This is a genomic window from Rhodobacteraceae bacterium D3-12 (assembly GCA_025916135.1).
Taxonomy (GTDB): domain Bacteria; phylum Pseudomonadota; class Alphaproteobacteria; order Rhodobacterales; family Rhodobacteraceae; genus JAKGBX01.
Genome location: CP104793.1, coordinates 3,959,084 through 3,980,551, shown reverse-complemented (window position 1 = coordinate 3,980,551; position 21,468 = coordinate 3,959,084). Strand labels below are relative to the sequence as shown.

Below are 21,468 nucleotides of genomic sequence, written 5' to 3'. Positions count from 1 at the left end.
TTTTGCGTAATTATATGTCCGAACCGGACGGAAAACGCGCAACAAATGCAAAAATTAACCCGTGAAGGAGAGAGAACATGACGGGCTATAGTGATCGCGACGGAATGATCTGGATGGATGGCAAGCTGGTGGATTGGCGCTCGGCCAACGTCCATATTCTATCCCACGCCATGCATTATGCCTCCTCTGTGTTCGAAGGCGAGCGGTGCTATGACGGCAATATCTTCCTCAGCCGGAAACACTCCGAGCGGCTCCTGAACTCCGGCAACCTCATCGACATGCCGATCCCCTATTCGGTCGATGAAATCGAAACCGCCAAACAAGCGGTGCTCAAGGCCAACGGCCTGACCAACGCCTACGTGCGTGCGGTGGCATGGCGCGGCGCGGGCGAAGACATGGGCGTCAGCTCGGCGCGCAACCCGGTGCGCATGGCCGTCGCCGCGTGGGAATGGGGCAATTACTATGGCGATGCGAAATTCAAAGGCGCCAAGCTTGACGTCGCCAAATGGAAACGCCCCAGCCCCGAAACCATCCCGGTTCACGCCAAGGCGGCGGGCCTCTATATGATCTGCACCATGTCGAAACACGCAGCCGAGGCCAAAGGCTGTTCCGACGCCATGTTCCTCGATTATCGCGGCTACGTGGCCGAGGCGACAGGCGCGAACATCTTCTTCGTCAAAGACGGCGAGGTCCACACCCCGCTGCCCGACTCCATCCTCAACGGCCTCACCCGCCAGACGGTGATCGGCATGCTCAACGATCGTCAGATCAAAGTGCATGAACGACACATCGAACCGGGCGAACTCGCAGGCATGGAACAATGCTGGCTCACCGGCTCCGCCGCCGAAGTCACCCCCGTGGGTGAAATTGGCGATTGGAACTTCGAAGTCGGCGCACTGACCCGCGAAATCGCGGAAGGTTATGATAAACTTGTCCGCACGTAACCTTGTCTTCGGCACGGTTTCGTCAGGATTAAGGGCTACCTTCCGGGCCAGTTAATTGGTTCGGAGGGTCCTGATGCACTGCATTGGCGACGAATGTGTAACGCCGCGCATTGCTGCGGCACCGTCAAACGCCCGCGCCCCGCTGATGCGGTCGGTGGCGGTGGGGGCTATCTGCGCTGGGCTCGGCTATTTCGTGGCCGCCCGCGATCCCGCCAGCCCGGATCTGACCCTCGCAACCATTGCGCCACCGCTGGTTCTGGTGTCGGAAATCGGTGAATAACCGCCCTTAACAAAACTGTTCACAAACCTTTACCAAGCCAACATCTGGGCGTCACAGAAGGCGCCTTAAACCAATCCTTGCAAATCATCCCAGTGGATCAGCAAAGGATTGACCCCATGCTCAAGCTGCCCAAGACCTCGCGTCGCGGTTTTCTCGCCTCCGGCACAGCGTTTGCCGCAACAACCCTCGCCATGCCAAGCCTGTCTCGTGCCTCGGCCCGCCCCGCCTTTACCCATGGCGTGCAATCGGGCGATGTCGGCATAGACTCCGGCATGATCTGGACCCGCACAGACCGCCCCGCCAAGGTGATGATGGAAGTCTCCACCACCGAAAGCTTCAAGGACGCGACCAAGCTCCCCCCGCTTGATGCGCTCCCCCAAAGCGATTTTGCGGTCAAACGCATGGTCTCGGGCCTGCCCGCGGATCAGGACATCTTCTACCGCTTCACCGCGCAGGGCCTCAGCGACAGCAACGCCATGTCCGACCCGGTCATCGGCCGCTTCCGCACCGCGCCCAGCGCGCGGCGCGACATCCGCTTTGCGTGGTCCGGCGACACCGCCGGTCAGGGCTGGGGCATCGACGATACCGGCATGGCGACCTATTCGACCATGGCCAAACACACGCCCGATTTCTTCATCCATTCCGGCGATACCATCTATGCCGATGGCCCGATCAAGGATGAGGTCGACCTCAAAGACGGCAGCACTTGGAAAAACACGGTCCTCATCCCCGAGAAAACCAAGGTCGCCGAAACGCTCGCCGAATTCCGCGGCCAGTGGAAATACAACATGATGGACGACCACGTGCAGGCGATGAACGCCATCTGTCCGACCTTCTACCAATGGGATGACCACGAGGTCGTTAACAACTGGTCCGGCTCCAAGGATCTCACCGAAGATGACCGCTATAGCGAGAAATCGGTGCCGCTTCTGGCCGCCCGCGCCGGTCGCGCCTTTCACGAGATGACGCCGATTTCCTATGCGCCCGCCGAACCGGGCCGCGTCTATCGCAAGATCAACTACGGCCCGATGCTCGATGTGTTCTTCCTCGACCTGCGCTCCTATCGCGGTGCCAACAGCGACGGTATGCAGGAAGAGATGACGCCCGAGAGCCGCGTTCTGGGGGCCGAGCAACTCGCATGGCTCAAGCGCGAGCTGACCAATTCGCGCGCCACATGGAAGGTGATCGCCTGTGACATGCCCATCGGCCTCGTCGTCTGGGACTATCACAAAGAGGCCAAGCGCGTCGAAGCCGTCGCCAATGGTGATGGCGGCGCACCCAAGGGCCGCGAGCTTGAATTCTCCGACCTTCTGCGCTTCATCAAAACGGCGGGGATCAAGAACACGGTCTGGTTCACCGCCGATGTCCACTACACCGCCGCGCATTACTACAACCCGGACAAGGCCGCGTTTCAGGACTTCGACCCGTTTTGGGAGTTCGTCTCCGGCCCGCTCCACGCCGGCACCTTCGGCCCCAACGCGCTCGACGCAACCTTCGGACCTGAGCTGAAATACGTCAAAGCTCCGGCCAAGGGAGAGGTCAACCTGCCGCCCTCCGCCGGGCTGCAATTCTTCGGCCTCGTCGACATCGACGCCAACACCCAGCAGATGAAAGTCCGCCTGATGGACCGCGCCGATACCGAGCTTTACTCGGTCACGCTCGACCCCCAAGGGCTGTCGCTCTAAAGGACGCACAAACAAACCGGCCCCGGAGTCTTTCCGGGGCCGGTTTCCAATGATCTCGTGCGGGGCAGGGGGGCGCCGTGCGGTCGATTAACTTAATTTCGCGTAAACATATTCAAGAACACGATGTCATACGCATTGCAGCCGAAAGTCAGCCGGGAGTCACCCCCCGGCTTTGGCCCGATTTTGCGGCGTTAACCTTTACCCGTTGGCGTTCTTATAGACGGCCTGCAACTTGGCCATTCCGCCGATCCAGCGGTCGTAATCATTGACCTTGTTGTGCATGTATTTTCCGACCAATTCATGCGGCAGAACAAGGAACTTCTCGTCCCGGATCGCTTGCAGCGTTTTCTCCGCAACCTCTTGAGTAGACAGGATTCCATCCGCCGTGGCCGGGTTCTCACCGCTGCCGCGCACCATCTCCGTATCCACCCCTTGCGGGCAAAGCACCGTGACACGGATGTTGTCGTCCTTATGGCCAAAGGCCAACGCCTCGGCAAAGCCGACGGCGGCATGCTTGGTCACCCCGTAAACCGCTGATCCTACTTGATTTAACAGCCCTGCCGCGCTTGCCGTGTGCATGAAATACCCACCCCCGCGCGCCACCATTTTCGGCACCAGATGCCGCGCCGCATGGACATGCGCCATCACATTCACAGCCCACGCCCGGTTCCAGTCGTCAGTGCTGGCAAAGGCAATGTTTTCAAACGATTTATCCAACCCGGTCAGGATGCCGGCGTTCGAGCAAAACAGGTCGATCGGCCCGATCTCGGCTTCAATCCGGTCGATCATCGCCTCAATCTGGGCTTGGTCCGACACGTCGCATTCCATCGCCGTCCCGCCGGTGATTTTTGCTGTCTCTTCAACACCTTCGCGCTTCAGGTCCACCGCCACAACGTGCTTGGCCCCCGCCGCATGCAGCGCCTCACAAAGCGCGCGCCCGATGCCCTGCGCCGCACCGGTGACAACGGCAATTTTACCTTCAATTTCCATGAGTTCTCTCCTCCCTGATCCGCAACGCAAAACGCTCCGCCCTGTGATCAAAGGCGAAGCGTTCAAAGCGTTCAAGCGTTCCGCTACGTCCCTAGCTCGGGCTAATGCCCCGCATCCGTTCGGACCGGCGACGCAGCAGCTCGACAGCCGTCAGCAAGCCTATGGAAATAATGACCAAAATCGTCGCCACAGCCAGGATCGTCGGGCTGATCTGTTCGCGGATACCCGAGAACATCTGCCGCGGGATCGTGCGCTGTTTCACGTCTGACATCTGCAACATGACAACCACCTCATCGAACGAGGTGATAAAGGCAAACAGCCCGCCAGAGATCACACCAGGAAGGATCAGCGGCATCTGCACCTTGAAGAAAGTCTTGAGCGGCCCGGCGCCCATATTCGCCGCCGCCCGGATCAGGCTCTGATCGAAGCCAACCAGCGTCGCAGTCACGGTGATAATTACGAAAGGCGTGCCAAGTGCCGCGTGTGAAAAGATAATTCCGAGGTCCGTCTTGGCCAGCCCGACACCAGAGAAGAAATAGAACAGGCCCGACGCGGTGATCACCAGCGGCACGATCATCGGCGAAATCAACACAGCCATGACCGTCCGGCGCCACGGCATTTCCGACCGGCTAAGCCCGATCGCCGCCAGCGTCCCAAGCGTTGTCGCCAGCAAGGTCGAGGCGATCCCGTAGTAGAAGCTGTTCTTGATCGACCGCACCCATTGGGCATTGTTCCACATGTCAGCCCACCAGCCCTCGGTCGCGTTGGGCGCGGCCATGCCGTTCTTGAGAATATCCCAATACCACCGCAGGCTATAAGCCTCGCTGTCGAGCGCAAGCATCCCCGGCGTAAAGCTGAAATAGGGCTCTTGGTTGAACGACAGGGGGATCAGAATGATGATCGGCGTGATCAGAAACAGAAAGATAATCCCGCAAATCGTTCGGAAGGAATAGAACCAAAGCACCTCGCCGCTGGTGGAATAGGGCGGCTGATTAAGCCGATAGTTACCGCTGGCCAGCCATAGTGCCATTCGACCCATGAAAAACCCGACAACAGCCATCAACACCCCGTAGGAGAACGCAAAGACGCCCCAGCCAAGCGCGAAAAACACCGCTGCGGTGCATATCCCGGCAAGCAGGCTGTTCTTGGTCACTGCGGGCGCAACAAGCGCCACAATTCCAAAAATGGCCGCTCCCGCCAGCAAATAGGGCAAAAAGCGCGAAAAATCCCCCTGTGCCGTTAACAATCCGATAATGGCTCCGAACCCGGCCAGCCACGCGAAGTTGAACCAAACGGGAGGTTTCGGAGGGATATATCTGTATTCGCCGGTGCTCATGTATTCACCCGAGTTTCATGTTGTCGATGCCGATGAATCGGTCATAGAGCCAGAAGAAGAAGAGAACGATGACCAGCAAAACAAGCGAGATCGCCGCCGCGAGGTTATCGTTAAGAGATCGCCGCATATGGTCGTCGATGATATTCGAGATCATCTGCCCATCCTGCCCGCCAACAAGGGCCGGCGTGATGTAATACCCAATCGCCAGAATAAAGACGAGCAGCGCACCCGCGCCGATACCCGGCACAGACTGTGGGAAATACACCCGCCAGAACGCGGTCCAAGGCGTCGCCCCCATCGAGCGCGCAGCGCGAACATAGGTGGGCGGGATGGTTTTCATCACCGAATAGAGCGGCAGGATCATGAACGGCAACAGGATATGCGTCATCGCGATAAGCGTGCCGGTCTTGTTGTAGATAAGCGAGAAACGGTCATCATCGGTGGCAAGGCCGAACACAACAAAGAGATCGTTCATCACACCTTCGCCTTGCAACATCGCGATCCAAGCGGTCGTCCGCACCAAAAGCGATGTCCAGAACGGCAGCAGCACGAGTATGAGCAACAGGTTCGATGTCCGCACCGACAAGGTCGAGAGCAGGAACGCAACCGGATAGCCAAGCAGCAGCGTTGCAATCGTCACGACAAGGCTGATCTCGAAGGTGCGCAGGAACAGCGTGATGTGGATGCGACGGTTTTCGTCGGCCTTCTCAAAGCTGCCATCATAGAGATAGTTGTAATCCAGCGCCGTAGCGACAAACGAGGGGGTCAGCTTCTTGGCAGCCACCTTCATGCCCCGCCAATACTCGATGTCGCCCCATTTCTTGTCGGCCTTCACGGCCAGCGGTTTCATCGGCGCATATTTCGCAACGGCTTGTGCAGCGAGCGCCTCACCGATCTTCCGCGCTCCGCGGGCGAGAGGATCGGGTTGTCGTTTTCGTCCTCTTTTTCCAACTCACGGACGATCGAAGAAACGCGCTGTTCCTTGCCGTCATAGGTCAGCTCGAATTTGCCAATCGCCCGGATCAGCCGCTTGGTCATCGAGGTCGCGCCCGACACCTCGCGGTTCAACCGAGCCGCAGCCTTGGTCGGCAACGGCCGTTCGATCGACATTGCAACAAGAATGTCCTGAACCGCGGCCTTGTACATCTCCTCGGTCGGTTCCGAAGTGCCATCCCACGTGCTGACCGCTTGCGATGTCAGCGGCATCGCATCGGCATATTCGCCGTCATATACGGCCTGGGTCAAAAGGCTGATGATCGGAACGATGAAGGCGATCAAGATGAAGGCAAGAAGGGGAAAAACCAAACCAAAGGCGCGCACACGAGAGCGAAACAAGGTCTGAGCCAGCTTTTTCTTAAGCGGGGTTCCGTCGGCGGCAATGATGGGGCCGGATGTATCACTCATGTTTGGCAACGCCTTGGGTTTGGTCTTTGCAAGGTGGGAAGAGGACACAGGCCCTCTTCCCGATTTTTAGGGTCGGATTAGCTTGCCAGCCAAGCGTTGAAACGCTCGTTCAGCTCGTCCTGATTGTCGGCCCAGAATTCAAAATCGTTGACCAGCGCTTTTTTGAGCGCAGCTTCCGATGTTGGCATGTGGGGCGCCATTTCGGTTTTGCCGTCGTTGAACTTACCAACGATTGCACCCGAAGATTTACGTGCCGGACCATACGAGATCCAAGCCGCCTGATCGGCCAGACGCTGAGTGTCGGTCGAGTAGGCAAGGAATTCCAATGCGAGGTCCCTTGTTCGGCGCGCCTTTGGGGATGACCCAGAGGTCAAAGTCAAGGATTTGCGCGTCCCAGTTCACAACGAAAGGTTTGTTTTCGGCAATCGCAGCGTTGAAGATACGGCCGTTATAAGCCGTGGTCATAACCACTTCGCCATCAGCCAGAAGCTGCGGCGGCTGTGCGCCCGCTTCCCACCAGACAACCGAATCTTTGATGGTGTCGAGCTTGGCAAACGCCCGGTCAACACCTTCGGCAGTGCTCAGCACTTCGTAAACGTCGCCGGGGGCAACGCCATCGGCCATCAGAGCCATTTCAAGGGTCGCCTTGGGCGATTTACGAAGACCGCGCTTGCCCGGGAACTTCTCAAGGTCAAAGAAGTCCACGATGCCGCCAACGCCTTCGGTTTTTGAGCTGTCATAGGCGAAGACGGTCGACCAAACGATGTTGGCAACCGCACACTCAGGCAGCGCACCTTCAAGGAAGTCTTGCTCGGCAGGGGTGCCATCGGGGGCGGGCGGCAAGATCGACTTGTCGATGGGTTCCAGCAACCCTTCGTCACAGCCGCGCACAGCATCCGACAGCTCCACATCCACAAGATCCCAGGTCACATTGCCTGCTTCAACTTGGGCTTTCACTTCGGCCAGACCACCGTTGTAGTCTTCTGACACGATGCTATTGCCAGTCTTGGCGATCCAAGGCTTGTGATAGGCTTCAACCTGAGACTTGGTATAGGAACCGCCCCAGCTTACCACAGTGATTTCACCTGCCGTTGCAACGTTTGCCACAAAGGCAAAGGCGGTGCTGGCAAGGAGAGTTTTTGTAAATTTCATTTGGTACTCCCTAGTCTCCCGGTTTCTGATACATGGCACAACTTTCCGGGCATTGGTCGCGCCTGGGTTAAACCGGGACGTATCAAGCGCCCGGCAATTCCGCTATTTAGGCGTCAAGCGCCCGGCAGTCCTGAGGCAGCCAACCGATTTCGATTTGCTGTCCGGGTTTCAGGCGCTCCTGATCAGGAGCGTTCCGGGTTTTGACGATAAATTCGTCATTCCCCGCCACGCGCAGTCGCGTGCGAAAAATGTCGCCCATGTAGATGAATTCAAGCACTTCGGCCTTCAGCGTGTGCACACCTTCCTGAAGGCGGTCCTTGTTGTATTCCACCCGCTCCGGGCGGATCGAAACACGCGTGCGCTCGCCGGGTTTGCTGACGTTGATCGGCTTGCAATCAATAAGCCCCCCGTCATCCAACTGAACAAGGGCAACCTCGCCGTTGATCTCCTTGACGACGCCTTCGAGCGTGTTGTTTTCGCCTATGAACTGGGCCACGAAGCTATTCTTCGGTTCTTCATAAAGCGTATCTGGCGGATCGAGTTGTTGAATTCGGCCATCCTCGAACACGGCAACACGGTCTGACATGGTCAGAGCTTCGGTTTGGTCGTGGGTCACATAAACCACTGTGATACCGAGGTTATGAGCAAGGTGGGTAATCTCGAACTGCATCTTTTCGCGCAATTGCTTGTCGAGCGCGCCAAGTGGTTCATCCATCAAAACCAGTTCAGGCTCAAACACCAATGCGCGGGCTAGGGCGATCCGCTGTTGCTGACCACCAGAAAGCTGCGCTGGTCGACGCGCACCAAAGGCGCCCATTTCCACCATATCCAGCGCGCGTTTGATCTTGGCCTCACGGTCGGATTTGCCGATGTTGCGCACTTCCAGAGGAAAAGACAGGTTCTCTTCGATCGTCATGTGCGGAAACAGCGCGTAATTCTGGAACACCATCCCGATACCGCGCTTATGCGGTGGGATGTTATTGATCGGCTGTCCGTCAAGCTTGATCTCGCCATGGGTTGCGGTCTCGAAACCGGCGAGCATCATAAGGCAAGTTGTCTTGCCAGACCCGGATGGCCCCAGCATGGTCAGAAACTCGCCCTTTGGCATTGTCAGGTTAAGGTCTTTGACGACGAGAGATTCCCCGTCATAGCTTTTTTGCACGCGTTCGAATTCGACGAACGCATCTGAGTTCTGCGAAGCGGCCAAAACTGGCTCCCTGTTGGTTCAATTATACGGGCTTTGCCCTTTTTCTTGGTCACCAACTAAAACGGGTGCAAAACCACAATGCAACCAATTTGCGTCATTTGAGGGCAAAATCCACCAATTGACCAAGAAAAAGGCAGCAGCCGAGGCCGGAAGCGTGCGATTTGACGCTCCTTAGCTCGCCGCCTTCATTAACCCGTCATTTTTCAACTGGGCATGACACTCATCCAGCGATGTCCAGACCCGTTCAATCATAGAATCGATCTCATCTTTCGAGATGACAAGCGGCGGCGAAATCACCATCCGGTCGCCAACGTGGCGCATGATCAGGTTATTGGCAAAGCAACGCTCGCGACAAGCAAGCCCTGCGGTTCCGGCGCCCGCAGCAAAAGCGGCGCGGCTTTCCTTGTGCGGTGTCAAGGCAATCGACCCCATCATGCCAAAGATTTTTGCTTCGCCTACAAGCGGATGCTCGACAAGACCATCCCATTTTGCCTTGAGATAAGGGGCAGTTTCCGCGCCAACCTTTTCGACAATTTTTTCCTCTTCCATCAGGCGCAGGTTTTCAAGCGCGACCGCCGCGGCAACCGGATGGCCGGAATAGGTGTAGCCATGATTGAATTCGCAGGCATTGATCACGCTAGCGACTTCGTCTGATACCATCGACCCGCCAATCGGCGCATAGCCCGAGCTTAGCCCTTTGGCGATTGTCATGATATCGGGGCGGATATTCAGGCTTTGACTGCCGAACCATTGCCCCGTGCGTCCAAATCCACAAATCACTTCGTCAGCAATCAGAAGAATCTCATACTTGTCACAGATGCGTTGGATTTCGGGCCAATAGGTCTGAGGCGGGACAATCACACCGCCCGCGCCTTGAATCGGCTCAGCAATAAAGGCCGCAACCTTGTCTTCTCCGAGTTCGTGTATGGCCTCTTCCAGCGCGCGGGCGCGTTGCAGGCCGAACTCTTCGGGCGAGCTGTCGCCCCCTTCGGCCCACCAATTGGGCTGATCAATGTGGTGGATGTCCGGTATCGGAAGGCCGCCTTGCGCGTGCATGGGGGGCATGCCGCCAAGCGATGCGCTGCCCACTGATGATCCATGGTAGGCGTTCTTGCGAGAGATGATGATCTTCTTCTCCGGCTGACCTTTTTGCGCCCAATACGTGCGCACCATACGGATATTGGTGTCGTTGGCTTCGGACCCTGACCCTGCAAAGAAGACATGGTTCAAATCGCCAGGCGCCAGTTCAGCAAGCTTCGCGCCAAGAGCAATGGCAGGCACATGCGTCGTTTGGAAGAAGGTGTTATAGTAAGGCAATTCGCGGATCTGGCGGGCAGCGGCGTCGGCAAGCTCATTACGACCATAGCCGATATTCACACACCAAAGCCCGGCCATTGCATCGAGAATTTGATTGCCTTCGCTATCTGTTAGCGTAACTCCATCGGCCCTCGTAATAACGCGTGCGCCCTTTTTCGAGAGGTCATCACCCATAGTGAAAGGGTGCATGTGATGCGCTGCATCAAGAGCCTGAAGTTCGGCTGTGGGCATGTGATTGGTAATCGTTGCCATTCTTAGGGCCTTTCTGATGCGTTTACAAAGAACGAAGAATCTGCAGCCAGAATATGATCAAATTTTTTACTGTCAATCGAATCGCGGCAAAATTCTTAGTCAGCAAAAGCGCGACGGACTTGTTCCATGCCTTGAACCGCGTCCCGGCGCATTGCTTCGGCCGCGACTTCAATTTGCCCTTGCGCCATCGCTTCGATCGCTTCTTTGTGTTGGTCCGGCAGGTTTTGCGTTCCGAGGCGGCCACAAACAACGCGCAACGAAGGGCCAAAGCGAAGCCAGAGCCCGTCGGCCAACGCTTGCAGGATCGGAGCTTCGGCCAGTTCGTAAATCGCGTAGTGAAACCTGTAGTTCAGCTCAAGATATGCCCCAACATCGCCTTTTGCGATAGCCGCATCGAGTCGCTGGTCAATATCGTTCAATCGGGCAAGATCGCTGGCGGTGATGCGCTCTGCGGCGCGACGCACCATTTCAGGCTCAATTGCCTGCCTTGCAAAGATGAGCTCATCTATATTCCCTTGAGTGAGCTGTGGCACGCAGACTCGACGGTTGCCCTGAAACTCCAAAGCGCCTTCGGCAGTTAGCCGCCGGATGGCTTCGCGAACGGGGGTCATTCCAGCGCCGAGTGTGTCGACCAGGCCCTGAATCGTTACCGGCTGCCCTGGCGCGATTTCGCCAAACAAAATCAACTTGCGAAGTTTTTGATATGCGATCACATGCGCAGGAACCGGCGCGCGTGAAGGGGTTGCCTCGCTCGCATTCTCGGTTGCCTGAATTTTCATCATATGCGCCTGTTCTGATTGCTTGTTTGTAGCCTGATGTCGAGTTTAGCCGGGGTGTGATAAGAATGCTATGTTGCATGCGGCGAAAAAATTGATCAAATTTCTACGCAAGAGGCGAATGACCTCGTAATAGGGAGACCATCATGAAGAAGAAACTGTTCGCAGCTGCTGCGGCTCTGGCTTTGGCGGCCGGATCTGTAAGTGGCGAAGAAGTACGCGTTTATAACTGGTCGGATTACATCGACGAAGATCTGCTGAAGAAATTTGAAGCAGATACCGGGATCAAGCTGATCTATGACGTATTCGACAGCAATGAAATTTTGGAAACCAAGATGCTGGCTGGCGGATCCGGTTACGACATTGTGGTCCCTTCGGGCACGTTCCTGCAACGCCAGATCGCCGCGGGCGCCTTTCAAAAGCTCGACAAATCAAAACTGCCCAACTTGAAAAACATGTGGGACGTTGTTGAGCAGCGTACCGCGCAATACGACCCGAACAACGAATACTCTATCAACTATATGTGGGGGACGACTGGCATTGGCGTGAATGTCGGTAAGGTCAAAGAGGTGCTGGGCGATGACGCACCTATTGATAGTCTCGCGCTGATTTTTGATCCGGCTAACATGGAAAAACTGGCCGCTTGTGGCGTTCATTTCCTTGATGCCCCGGTTGAGATGATCCCAGCGGCGCTAGCCTATCTTGGTGAAAACCCCGACAGCCATGACCCCAAAGTCCTTGCCAAAGCGGAGCCTGTTCTGGCCGCCGTGGCGCCCTTTGTCCAAAAATTTCACAGTTCGGAATACATCAACGCAATGGCGAATGGCGACATTTGCGTGTCGTTCGGTTGGTCCGGTGACATTCTTCAGGCGCGCGAACGCGCGGATGAGGCCGGTAACGGCGTCAAGCTTGCATATAACGCTGCCAGAGAAGGCTCGCTCATGTGGTTCGATCAGATGGCAATTCCGGTGGATGCGCCAAACCCCGATGCAGCACACAAGTTTTTGGACTTTATCATGAATGCTCAAAACATGGCTGCGGCTTCGAACTATGTTTATTACGCCAATGGCAACAAAGCGAGCCAGCAACATCTTGAGCAGGAGGTGATTGGTGATCCGGCGATCTACCCAACTGAGGCAGCGATGAAAACGCTCTATACGACGAGGCCCTACCCACCAAAAGTGCAGCGGGTCGTCACCCGGATGTGGACGAAAATCAAATCGGGCACATAAGCTCACAAAGGGGCTCGCACTGGCTTTCAGTTGTGAGCCCCTTTCATCAGGAGAGCAGGATGACACAATCAGTATTTGCGCCTTGGAATGATCCTGCGGAAAAGCCGTTGATCCAATTTAGAAATGTGACCAAGCGGTTTGGTGATTTCACAGCGATCGACGACCTGACGATCGACATTTTCGAGCGGGAATTCTTTGCGCTGCTCGGGCCGTCGGGTTGTGGCAAGACGACTCTGATGCGGATGCTCGCGGGGTTTGAAACTCCGACTGAGGGATCAATTCTGCTTGCCGGGCAAGACATTGCGCCAATCCCGCCAAATAAGCGTGCGGTTAACATGATGTTTCAGTCCTATGCGCTGTTTCCGCATCTGTCGATCTGGGACAATATCGCCTTCGGGCTCAAGCGCGGCAGTTCGGACAAGGCAGAAATCGCAGCGCGCGTTGACGAAATGCTCAAGCTGACCCGGCTCGAAAAATTCGCCAGACGTAAGCCCCACCAAATCTCCGGTGGCCAACGCCAACGCGTTGCACTGGCGCGGTCGCTTGCCAAGGCGCCTAAACTCTTGCTCCTGGATGAGCCGCTGGGCGCGCTTGACAAGAAGCTGAGGCAAGAAACCCAGTTTGAGCTTATGGATATTCAAGAGAAGACCGGCACCACGTTTGTCATCGTAACCCACGATCAGGAAGAAGCGATGACCGTTGCGAGCCGTGTTGCTGTGATGGACCATGGCCAGATCATTCAGGCAGCGACGCCTGCAGAAATCTACGAAGCCCCTAATTCGGTTTATGTCGCGGACTTTATCGGAGACGTAAATATCATCAACGGCACCGCCCGAAAAGAAGGTGACGCATATGAAATCAGCTTTGCCGAAGGGCAGCCAACACTGCGCGCTAAGACCACTAAAGAACTAGGTGGAAATGCTACGTGTCACATTGCGATCCGGCCGGAGAAAGTTTCAATTTCTGCTGAAAAGCCCAGTGATGCAGCGAATGTGGTCGAAGGAGAAGTTCACGACATCGCCTATCTTGGGAACCGGTCGACATATCACGTCCGATTGCACAATGGTCAGATCATCAAAGCGCAGGCCGCCAATACTAGACGTCTTTCTAGGCGGCAGTTCACGTGGGAAGACAAGGTCTGGCTGAGCTGGACTGACACTGCTGCTGTCGTGCTGGAGGGATAAAGATGCGGCGCGCTTTTCTGATTGCGGTTCCTTATATCTGGCTTCTGGCGCTGTTTCTGATCCCCTTCGTGATCGTTTTTAAAATTGCGTTGTCGGATGCAGCGATCGCCCGCCCACCCTACGCGCCGTATTTGGACCTTTCCCAAGGCTGGGCGGGGTTAAAGAGCTTCTTTGCTGAGTTAGACCTAGAAAATTTCTGGTTTCTGACAAGCGATGATCTGTATTGGAAAGCCTATCTTTCCAGCCTCAAAATCGCGCTCGTTTCAACGATCTTGACCCTGATCGTTGGCTATCCAATCGCCTATGCCATGGCGCAAGCGCCGGATGAATGGCGTCCCACCCTCATGATGCTGGTGATCTTGCCGTTCTGGACCAGTTTCCTGATCCGGGTGTACTCGTGGATGGGAATCCTGAGTCAGGAAGGGGTCTTGAACCAGTTTCTGATGTGGACCGGTGTGATCTCTGAGCCGCTTACCATTCTGAATACCAACTCGGCGGTCTATATTGGCATCGTGTATACCTATTTGCCCTTCATGATCTTGCCGATCTATTCCGCGCTGGAAAAGCTTGATGGGTCGTTGCTTGAAGCCGCGGAAGACCTCGGATGTTCGCGAATAGAGGCCTTTTGGCTGATAACGATCCCGCTTTCGAAAAACGGTATTATTGCGGGGTGCTTCCTCGTCTTTATTCCCGCGCTGGGCGAGTTTGTGATCCCGTCGCTTCTGGGCGGTTCGAAAACACTTATGATCGGCAAGGTGTTGTGGGAAGAATTCTTCAACAACCGCGATTGGCCAGTTGCGAGCGCGGTTGCGGTAATCCTCCTCTTGATCCTGATCATTCCGATTATCCTGTTTCAGAGAAACGAACAAAAGAGCAGGGAGGCAGACGGATGAGACGGTTCTCCTGGTTCAACGCAACCTCGCTTACGCTAGGGTTTGCGTTTCTTTATTTGCCCATGGTCATCTTGGTGATCTATAGCTTCAACGCGTCAAAGCTGGTGACGGTTTGGGCCGGGTTTAGCACGAAATGGTATGGTGAACTGTTTCAGAACGAGGCCTTTTTGAACGCGGCCTGGGTGACGGTTAAAGTTGCTGTGGTTTCGTCGACCTTCGCGACCGTGCTTGGCACTATGGCGGCTTATGTTCTGGTCCGATCGGGACGCTTTTTGGGCCGCACTTTTTCTCCGGCATGATCTATGCGCCGTTGGTTATGCCAGAGGTGATTACCGGGCTGTCGCTTTTGCTTCTGTTCATTGGTATCGGGCTCGACCGCGGGATTGTTACGATCATCCTTGCGCATACGACCTTCTCTATGTGCTACGTTTCCGTTGTCGTGTCCTCCAGGCTGGTTAGCTTTGATCGTTCCCTTGAGGAAGCAGCACTTGATCTGGGTTGCTCTCCATTCGAAGCGTTTCGTTTGGTTACACTCCCCATTATCGCTCCCGCGGTGATTTCGGGTTGGCTTTTGGCGTTTACATTGTCGCTTGATGACTTGGTAATCGCTTCCTTTACTTCTGGTCCGTCCGCGACAACCCTGCCGATCAAGATATTCTCGGCTGTTCGCCTTGGGGTCAGCCCAGAAATCAATGCGCTCTCTACGATTATGATCTGCATCGTTACTGTTGGCGTGATCTCCGCGTCGCTCATTTCCAAGCGCGCATCGGTTAGACAGCAAGCCGATGAGCAAGCAGCAATTCGTGCGGACGGATGAAGCGACTGTTCGCTGAACACGCTTATTCAGATGACCGGATCGAGCGGTGTTTTTGGGCTGAGGAGGTTCCTAACAAGCTCCTTAGGCGCCCGCCTTTGTCGGGCCCCCATAAAACAGAAGTTGCCATTATCGGCTCAGGCTTTACCGGCCTTTCGGCGGCATTTGAATTAGCCCGAAATGGTGTCAGCGTCACAGTTTTGGATTCCAAGTTTCCGGGATGGGGCGCGTCCGGACGCAACGGTGGCTTTTGTTGTCTGGGTGGCTCGAAATTGGATGATGCCCAGATGGATCGCGCCTTTGGAAAACCCGAGCGGTTGTTGTGGCGTCAAACTGAAAAACGCGCGATTGAACATGTCGCCAAGTTTCTAAAATGTCAGGAGATAGAAGCAGACACGCACTCAATTGGCGAAACGATACTGGCGCATACAGCATCGCGTGCTGGGTTCAAGAATGTAGCCGCGTCAGTGCAAGAAAACTATGGCCTGGCAGCGCGTGTGATGGCCAAGGATGAGTTGAGGCACCAAGGCCTCGATGGCCCATTCCACGGCGCGATGACGATCCCAAGCGGCTTTGGGCTTCACCCGCGAAAATACCTTCTCGGGCTTCTGCGCGCCGCCGAATCCGAAGGTGCGTTGGTCGTGGGCGATGCACCTGTGACAGGGTTTCAAAAAATCGCAGGTGGATATCAACTTGAGTGTGGCACGATCCCTGTGGAATGCGACCGTGTGATACTTGCGACGAACGGATACTCAAGTGACGATCTGCCTGATTGGATGGCCGGGCGATACCTTCCGGCGCAATCGAGTGTGATCGTGACCCGCCCCTTGGAAAAACACGAGCGTGAGGCCGCAGGTTGGACAAGTCGTCAAATGGCCTATGACACGCGAAATTTGTTGCACTATTTTCGTTTGATGCCGGACAATCGGTTTTTGTTTGGTATGCGAGGGGGACTGAGATCGACCCCGCGCTCGGACCAAGGGATCCAACGCGCGATCCGACGAGACTTTGAAAAGATGTTTCCAGCGTGGCGGGATGTGGAAACGCCGTACTATTGGTCCGGCATGGTTTGTCTGGCTCCGGCCCTGACTCCGTTTTGCGCGCCAGTTGAGGACATGCCAGGGGTTTTTGCGGCGTTCGGTTACCATGGCAATGGCGTAGCGATGGGCAGCTATTGCGGCGTGCAAGTGGCGCAAATTCTTCTGGGGCGTAACTCTGAACATCAGATGCCCGCATTTTTGAAAAAACCGCCCAAGCGTTTTCCACTTGGGCGGTTTCGGAAGGCGTTGCTCTGGCCGGCTTATGCCATGGCTGGAATTGCCGATCGTTAAACGGCGCTGAACCCCGCATCGAGCGCGTTGAGGATCGTTTGCACTTCTGTCTCGGAGATAGTGAGCGGGGGAGACATCAAGATGTTATGCGCCCCAAGCCGCACCATCGCGCCGGCCTTGTATGCCGTTTTGTGGATACGTTTCATCGTTGGCATATCCATGGGCGTTTTCATTGATTTGTCTGAAACGATTTCAACGCCAGTCATCAGCCCATGGCCACCACGAATGTCGCCGATGATATCATGCTTTTCGGCAAGCTTTTTTACGCCTTCGAAAAGCTGTGTGCCGCGTGCGGCAGCGTTTGTTTTGGTATCTAGGCGCAGCGTCTCAGAGAGACATGCCGTGACTGCAGCCGCACCCACGGGATGGGCCGAGTAGGTATAACCGTGAAAGATTGCGCCTTCACCTGTCTTGTCGTTTTCAAACACTTCAGCCACCTTGTCGCTCATCAAGGCGGCACCCACGGGGAAATAGCCGCTAGTGATACCTTTGGCCGTGGTCATCATATCGGGTTTTACCCCCCAATGGCGCGCACCGGACCAATCGCCCGTGCGACCGAACCCGGTGATAACTTCATCAGAGATAAGCAAAATGCCATGGCGGTCACAGATCTCGCGCATCAGCCTCATAAAGCTGGCGTCTGGAACGATGACCCCGCCGGCACCCTGGATCGGTTCCATAATGAAAGCGGCAATGGTGTTGGCGCCTTGGAATGCGATTTCGTCTTCCATTGCCTGCGCGATGAGTTGTGCGAGCCTTGCCGGGTCGGTTTCGTTGAATGGGTTATGATAGGTATAGGGGCTCGGCAAGTGAAAGCAGCCGGGCAAGAGCGGTTCATAGTTGATGCGAAAGCGGTTGTTTCCGTTCACCGAGGCGCCGCCGAAATGCGTGCCGTGATAGCCCTTTTTCAACGAAAGGAATTTGGTGCGTGTAGGCTCTCCTCTAAGCCGGTGATACTGTCTTGCGAGGCGCAGCGCGGTTTCGACCGAATCCGAACCGCCGGATGTAAAGAACACGCGCGACATGCCGTCGTCTGCAAAGAACTCCCGCACGGCATATGAGGCTTCGATCGCGGCTGGATTGGTCGACCCGGCAAACGCAGAGTAATATGGCAAGTCATAGAGTTGCTTGGCAATCGCGTCTTTCACGACATCGTTTGAGTAGCCAAGATTGACACACCAAAGCCCGCCAACAGCATCGACCACCTGATGCCCGTCAAGGTCGGTGATGTTCACGCCATGAGCTGTCTTGATAATGGTTGGCGGGTTTTCAAGGCTGTCGCTGGGGTGACCCATCGGGTGCCACATGTGCTTTGCGTTGTTCTCTTTCAGAAAGTTGTCGTCTTTCATTTCGAGCATACCTCCGGTTGGGCAAAAATTTGATCAAATCCAGAATGCGCCCAATTTTGGCAAATGCCAAGAGCCTAAAGGCCATGGAGTTAGTGTTGCGCGTATCGGGTCACGAAATTCTTTAGAATGAGTTCAGGTGCAAAGACATCTGCGGCGCGACAGGTTTCGATCAAGTCGGAAGCCGCCTCGGGCGGAAAGTAACCACGATCCTTGTAGATTTTAATCCGGGTTTCAAAGCCGTCAGGATCGGCTTCGGGATGGAACTGAGTGGCATAAACGTTTTTGCCAAAACGTATCATCTGGAAAGGGCAGGTTGGGGAGGCAATCAGATGCACACAACCGTTGGGCAAAGATTGTAGTGCTTCTTTGTGTCCGACAAAGGCTTGAAACCGTTCGGGCATCCCATTGCAAATCGGGTCGTTTCGACCGTCATCAGTCAAGGCACAGTCCGTTGTGCCAACGGCTTCGCCATAACGTGTCTTGCTTACATTGCCTTCAAGGTGATGTCCGAGAATCCCAATCCCGTAGCAGCAGCCCAAATATGGAAAATCACGTGTAGTGACTTCTGGCATTAACGATAAGACAGCACGTTCTATTCGAGCTTCGATCTCTGATTTATCGTCTTCTCGGTCGCTAACACAGCCGGGGCCGCCACCGACAATCACGCCTGAATAATCCTCCAGCGACAAATCCCGAGGGAGGCGGTCTTGGTCTAACCTGATGCGATGTGCATTTTGCTCTGAAAGCTGTCCTTTGCGAAGGATCGCTTCGAATTCGTCATCTGACGCCTCTGTTTCCGGGCGCAATTGCAAGACGAGGAAAGGTTTCATCGGGTGTCCTCCGGCTGTACAAGCTTTTCTGACGCATGACGAAGAAGGTCAAGTCGCAGTAGGGCAGCTTTGTCTCGCCTTGACCGACCGTAGCATTCGCTTAGGTTGGGGAATGTTGTGCAACATTTGGGGGACATTGATTTTGCCAAACCGGTTTCGTGGTGTCCTTGAAGAGAAGACAGCGGAGCTGTCTGTCATCGTGACGTTGCCGACCATGTCACTTCGGACGTCTGGCTGAACACTATGACTGCAAGACGATCTGTCTCTCTTTCGGCCTATTTGGCTTTTGCGCGCCGCAAGCCTAAATTGCCATTAGAGCTTGGGGTGAGCCGGCCTGACGGGCCGGTTCTCTGGGTGCATGTTACGTCTTCAACGCGGCTGTCCGCGATAATGCAGGTCGCGGCGAGGTTACGTATGCAGGTGCCTGCATTGAGCCTAGTCCTGAGCGTTCCAAAAGGCATCTCGAAACCTGAAAAGTTAGATGAGTGGGTCTATTGGCAAGATTTCCCAGAAGACAGCATCCAAAGCAGCGAAGCGTTTTTGGCTCATTGGAAGCCTGATGTCTGCGTTTGGACTGGTGGTCATTTTATGCCTGCATTGATCCACAAGGCCGAAGAGAACGGGATTCCGCTATTCCTCGTCGATGTTGACGCAGAGGGATTAAAGGAGGTGCGACAACGTTGGCTGCCAGAGCTTACGCGAGCGAATTTGCGCGCATTTGACACTGTCTTGGCGCGCACCGGCACTGCCGGCCAAATGTTGAAAAGGCTCGGCGTTTCTCAAGAGATTGTCGAGGTGACTGGACCTATGCAGGAAGGCGGCCTCGCCTTGTCATGCGCTGAGAACGAGCGTGAGGAAATGGGGCAGATATTGGCAGGGCGTCCGGTGTGGCTTGCTGCGATGGTTCAGCGGAGTGAGCTTGAGGCGATCTTGGATTGCCATCGCAAAGTCAGCCGATACGCTCTGCGCCTTTTGTTGATCCTTGTGCCCGACGACGAAACGGATGGTGAAGAGTTCTTAGACGTGTTGAAGCAAAGAGGGTTCAATACCGCTGTTTGGTCAGAAGGAGAAGTGCCTGACGAGGCTTGTCAGGTCTTACTTGGCGACACATGGGGCGATTTAGGGCTCTGGTATCGCCTCTCCCCGGTAACGTTTATGGCAAGTTCGTTAACTCCGGGGCATGGGGGCGGTGATCCTTATGAGCCCGCCGCTCTTGGTTCAGCAGTTCTTTACGGGCCGCATGTGAGCCGCTATTTGACCACCTACTCTAGGTTCGCCAAGGCAGGAGCGGCGCGGATCGTAAAGGATGCGGATAGTCTGTCGTCAGCGTTGCAAAACCTGCTGGCCCCAGACCAAGCTGCACAGATGGCGTCGGCGGGATGGGAATTGGCGTCTGAAGGTGCTGAAGTGACGGACCGTGTCGTTGACCTTTTGCTTGATACCCTTGATGCGTTGGAGCTGTCTTAATGCGCGCACCTGACTTTTGGTTTACGTCCCCGTCCGAGCCCACGCTTTTGGCGCGGCTGCTTTCGCCGTTGGGTGGCCTTTATGCAAGGGCCACGGCGCGGCGTGTCGCAAGCAGGGGCAAAGCGATTGATTGCCCTGTGATCTGTGTCGGTAATTTGAACGCTGGCGGCACCGGCAAAACTCCAACAGTCATTGCCGTGGCGCAGTATCTCTTAGGTAAAGGACTGTCTCCACATGCGGTTTCGCGCGGTTACGGTGGAACACTCGACGGGCCAGAAGAGGTGCACGAACGCAGCCACAACGCGGGTCAGACTGGCGACGAGCCTCTGCTGCTGGCAGCGTTCGTGCCAACGTGGGTTTCAAAGGACCGGTTGGAAGGATGTAGAAAAGCCGCGGCTGTGGGCGCTGATATCATTCTACTGGACGACGGGTTTCAAAATCCGTCTGTCCGCAAGGATATCTCGATCATTGTCGTGGACGCCGTGAAAGGCTTTGGCAATGGCCGGTGCATTCCTGCCGGACCGCTTCGCGAACCCGTTGCCGAAGGGCTCAAGCGCGCTGACCTATTGCTCTCGATCGGCCCGTCGGATGCGCAACAAGAGTTCTTCAGACGATGGGGGGCAAGCATATGTGTTCCGCATATGCGAGGGGCGCTCGTGCCGCTGCAAACTGGAATGGACTGGGCAGGGCAAAAGTTCCTTGCGTTTGCGGGAATTGGACACCCAGAAAAATTTTTCCTCACACTTCGCGATCTGGGTGCAGATCTCGTTGAGACCCAGTCACTTGAAGATCATCAGGAGTTGACGCCTGCGCTCTTTGCCAGGCTTGAGGCGCGCGCCAAGTCATTGGGCGCGCAGTTGGTTACGACCGAGAAAGATGCGGTGCGCTTACCGATGCAGCACAGGAGCAAGGTGCTGAGCTTGCCTGTGAGACTTGAGATCGAGGACTGGTCGCCGTTGGAAATGGCGTTGGAAAACACACTTCCCAAGCACGAATGAAAAAACGCCCCGTATCGGAAAGATACG

17 protein-coding genes and 3 pseudogenes are annotated in these 21,468 nt (G+C 55.6%); 10 read left to right on the top strand and 10 right to left on the bottom strand.

What is annotated here, in order from left to right; translation table 11 throughout:
* The first annotated feature begins 77 nt into the window (after positions 1 to 77).
* From N4R57_19645 to N4R57_19635, 3 genes are all read left to right on the top strand, one after another.
* Complete coding sequence (locus N4R57_19645) at positions 78 to 944, top strand: branched-chain amino acid aminotransferase (GenBank protein UYV37142.1); 867 nt, start codon at positions 78 to 80, stop codon at positions 942 to 944.
* Between the two features lie 73 nt (positions 945 to 1,017).
* On the top strand, positions 1,018 to 1,224 hold the full coding sequence (locus tag N4R57_19640; GenBank protein ID UYV37141.1) for a hypothetical protein: 207 nt from the start codon (positions 1,018 to 1,020) through the stop codon (positions 1,222 to 1,224).
* Positions 1,225 to 1,340: 116 nt separating this feature from the next.
* A complete protein-coding gene (locus N4R57_19635; GenBank protein ID UYV37140.1) occupies positions 1,341 to 2,909 on the top strand; it encodes an alkaline phosphatase in 1,569 nt (522 codons plus the stop codon).
* Positions 2,910 to 3,107: 198 nt separating this feature from the next.
* Here N4R57_19635 and N4R57_19630 read toward each other — a convergent pair whose 3' ends face one another.
* The 8 genes and pseudogenes from N4R57_19630 to N4R57_19595 form a co-directional block, all read right to left on the bottom strand.
* Positions 3,108 to 3,899 carry an SDR family oxidoreductase gene (locus N4R57_19630; protein UYV37139.1) on the bottom strand — a complete coding sequence of 264 codons (792 nt, stop codon included), beginning with the start codon at positions 3,897 to 3,899 and terminating at the stop codon, positions 3,108 to 3,110.
* Positions 3,900 to 3,990: 91 nt separating this feature from the next.
* On the bottom strand, positions 3,991 to 5,235 hold the full coding sequence (locus N4R57_19625) for an ABC transporter permease (GenBank protein UYV37138.1): 1,245 nt from the start codon (positions 5,233 to 5,235) through the stop codon (positions 3,991 to 3,993).
* 4 nt (positions 5,236 to 5,239) lie between these two features.
* Positions 5,240 to 6,070: pseudogene (locus N4R57_19620) on the bottom strand (ABC transporter permease).
* Positions 6,071 to 6,081: 11 nt separating this feature from the next.
* On the bottom strand, positions 6,082 to 6,639 hold the full coding sequence (locus tag N4R57_19615; protein UYV37137.1) for a hypothetical protein: 558 nt from the start codon (positions 6,637 to 6,639) through the stop codon (positions 6,082 to 6,084).
* A 77-nt stretch (positions 6,640 to 6,716) separates the two neighbouring features.
* Positions 6,717 to 7,791: pseudogene (locus tag N4R57_19610) on the bottom strand (ABC transporter substrate-binding protein).
* 106 nt (positions 7,792 to 7,897) lie between these two features.
* Positions 7,898 to 8,998 carry an ABC transporter ATP-binding protein gene (locus N4R57_19605; protein ID UYV37136.1) on the bottom strand — a complete coding sequence of 367 codons (1,101 nt, stop codon included), beginning with the start codon at positions 8,996 to 8,998 and terminating at the stop codon, positions 7,898 to 7,900.
* Between the two features lie 171 nt (positions 8,999 to 9,169).
* Complete coding sequence (locus N4R57_19600) at positions 9,170 to 10,567, bottom strand: aspartate aminotransferase family protein (protein UYV37135.1); 1,398 nt, start codon at positions 10,565 to 10,567, stop codon at positions 9,170 to 9,172.
* Positions 10,568 to 10,662: 95 nt separating this feature from the next.
* Positions 10,663 to 11,346 (bottom strand): GntR family transcriptional regulator, encoded by a 684-nt coding sequence (locus N4R57_19595; protein UYV37134.1) that lies wholly within the window; start codon positions 11,344 to 11,346, stop codon positions 10,663 to 10,665.
* Positions 11,347 to 11,489: 143 nt separating this feature from the next.
* Here N4R57_19595 and N4R57_19590 point away from each other — a divergent pair, with 143 nt between their 5' ends.
* From N4R57_19590 to N4R57_19570, 5 genes and pseudogenes are all read left to right on the top strand, one after another.
* On the top strand, positions 11,490 to 12,575 hold the full coding sequence (locus N4R57_19590) for a polyamine ABC transporter substrate-binding protein (protein UYV37133.1): 1,086 nt from the start codon (positions 11,490 to 11,492) through the stop codon (positions 12,573 to 12,575).
* A 59-nt stretch (positions 12,576 to 12,634) separates the two neighbouring features.
* Entirely contained in the window at positions 12,635 to 13,759 is a 1,125-nt protein-coding gene (locus N4R57_19585) for an ABC transporter ATP-binding protein (protein UYV39626.1), read from the top strand.
* Positions 13,760 to 13,761: 2 nt separating this feature from the next.
* The gene (locus N4R57_19580; protein ID UYV37132.1) at positions 13,762 to 14,652 is read left to right on the top strand and encodes an ABC transporter permease subunit; all 891 of its coding nucleotides are present in this window, start codon (positions 13,762 to 13,764) and stop codon (positions 14,650 to 14,652) included.
* A pseudogene (locus tag N4R57_19575) lies at positions 14,649 to 15,469 on the top strand (ABC transporter permease subunit). The gene N4R57_19580 and the pseudogene N4R57_19575 overlap by 4 nt, the downstream one beginning before the upstream one ends.
* Positions 15,466 to 16,797: an FAD-dependent oxidoreductase gene (locus N4R57_19570; GenBank protein UYV37131.1), complete on the top strand. Its 1,332-nt coding sequence runs from the start codon at positions 15,466 to 15,468 to the stop codon at positions 16,795 to 16,797. Before N4R57_19575 ends, N4R57_19570 begins: the two are co-directional and overlap by 4 nt.
* Here the strand turns inward: N4R57_19570 and N4R57_19565 are convergent.
* Together N4R57_19565 and N4R57_19560 are read right to left on the bottom strand one after the other, a co-directional pair.
* A complete protein-coding gene (locus N4R57_19565) occupies positions 16,794 to 18,146 on the bottom strand; it encodes an aminotransferase class III-fold pyridoxal phosphate-dependent enzyme (GenBank protein ID UYV37130.1) in 1,353 nt (450 codons plus the stop codon). The genes N4R57_19570 and N4R57_19565 overlap by 4 nt on opposite strands.
* Positions 18,147 to 18,235: 89 nt before the next feature.
* The gene (locus N4R57_19560; GenBank protein ID UYV37129.1) at positions 18,236 to 18,976 is read right to left on the bottom strand and encodes a glutamine amidotransferase; all 741 of its coding nucleotides are present in this window, start codon (positions 18,974 to 18,976) and stop codon (positions 18,236 to 18,238) included.
* 243 nt (positions 18,977 to 19,219) lie between these two features.
* Here N4R57_19560 and N4R57_19555 point away from each other — a divergent pair, with 243 nt between their 5' ends.
* Entirely contained in the window at positions 19,220 to 20,443 is a 1,224-nt protein-coding gene (locus N4R57_19555; GenBank protein UYV37128.1) for a 3-deoxy-D-manno-octulosonic acid transferase, read from the top strand.
* Positions 20,443 to 21,441: a tetraacyldisaccharide 4'-kinase gene (lpxK, locus tag N4R57_19550; protein ID UYV37127.1), complete on the top strand. Its 999-nt coding sequence runs from the start codon at positions 20,443 to 20,445 to the stop codon at positions 21,439 to 21,441. Before N4R57_19555 ends, lpxK begins: the two co-directional genes overlap by 1 nt.
* The last annotated feature ends 27 nt before the right edge of the window (positions 21,442 to 21,468 follow it).

Coding starts and splice junctions, on each gene's coding strand:
- N4R57_19645 (UYV37142.1), top strand. CDS start 78: ATGACGGGCTATAGTGATCGCGACGGAATGATCTGGATGGATGGCAAG.
- N4R57_19640 (UYV37141.1), top strand. CDS start 1,018: ATGCACTGCATTGGCGACGAATGTGTAACGCCGCGCATTGCTGCGGCA.
- N4R57_19635 (UYV37140.1), top strand. CDS start 1,341: ATGCTCAAGCTGCCCAAGACCTCGCGTCGCGGTTTTCTCGCCTCCGGC.
- N4R57_19630 (UYV37139.1), bottom strand. CDS start 3,899: ATGGAAATTGAAGGTAAAATTGCCGTTGTCACCGGTGCGGCGCAGGGC.
- N4R57_19625 (UYV37138.1), bottom strand. CDS start 5,235: ATGAGCACCGGCGAATACAGATATATCCCTCCGAAACCTCCCGTTTGG.
- N4R57_19615 (UYV37137.1), bottom strand. CDS start 6,639: ATGAGTGATACATCCGGCCCCATCATTGCCGCCGACGGAACCCCGCTT.
- N4R57_19600 (UYV37135.1), bottom strand. CDS start 10,567: ATGGCAACGATTACCAATCACATGCCCACAGCCGAACTTCAGGCTCTT.
- N4R57_19595 (UYV37134.1), bottom strand. CDS start 11,346: ATGAAAATTCAGGCAACCGAGAATGCGAGCGAGGCAACCCCTTCACGC.
- N4R57_19590 (UYV37133.1), top strand. CDS start 11,490: ATGAAGAAGAAACTGTTCGCAGCTGCTGCGGCTCTGGCTTTGGCGGCC.
- N4R57_19585 (UYV39626.1), top strand. CDS start 12,635: ATGACACAATCAGTATTTGCGCCTTGGAATGATCCTGCGGAAAAGCCG.
- N4R57_19580 (UYV37132.1), top strand. CDS start 13,762: ATGCGGCGCGCTTTTCTGATTGCGGTTCCTTATATCTGGCTTCTGGCG.
- N4R57_19570 (UYV37131.1), top strand. CDS start 15,466: ATGAAGCGACTGTTCGCTGAACACGCTTATTCAGATGACCGGATCGAG.
- N4R57_19565 (UYV37130.1), bottom strand. CDS start 18,146: ATGAAAGACGACAACTTTCTGAAAGAGAACAACGCAAAGCACATGTGG.
- N4R57_19560 (UYV37129.1), bottom strand. CDS start 18,976: ATGAAACCTTTCCTCGTCTTGCAATTGCGCCCGGAAACAGAGGCGTCA.
- N4R57_19555 (UYV37128.1), top strand. CDS start 19,220: ATGACTGCAAGACGATCTGTCTCTCTTTCGGCCTATTTGGCTTTTGCG.
- lpxK (UYV37127.1), top strand. CDS start 20,443: ATGCGCGCACCTGACTTTTGGTTTACGTCCCCGTCCGAGCCCACGCTT.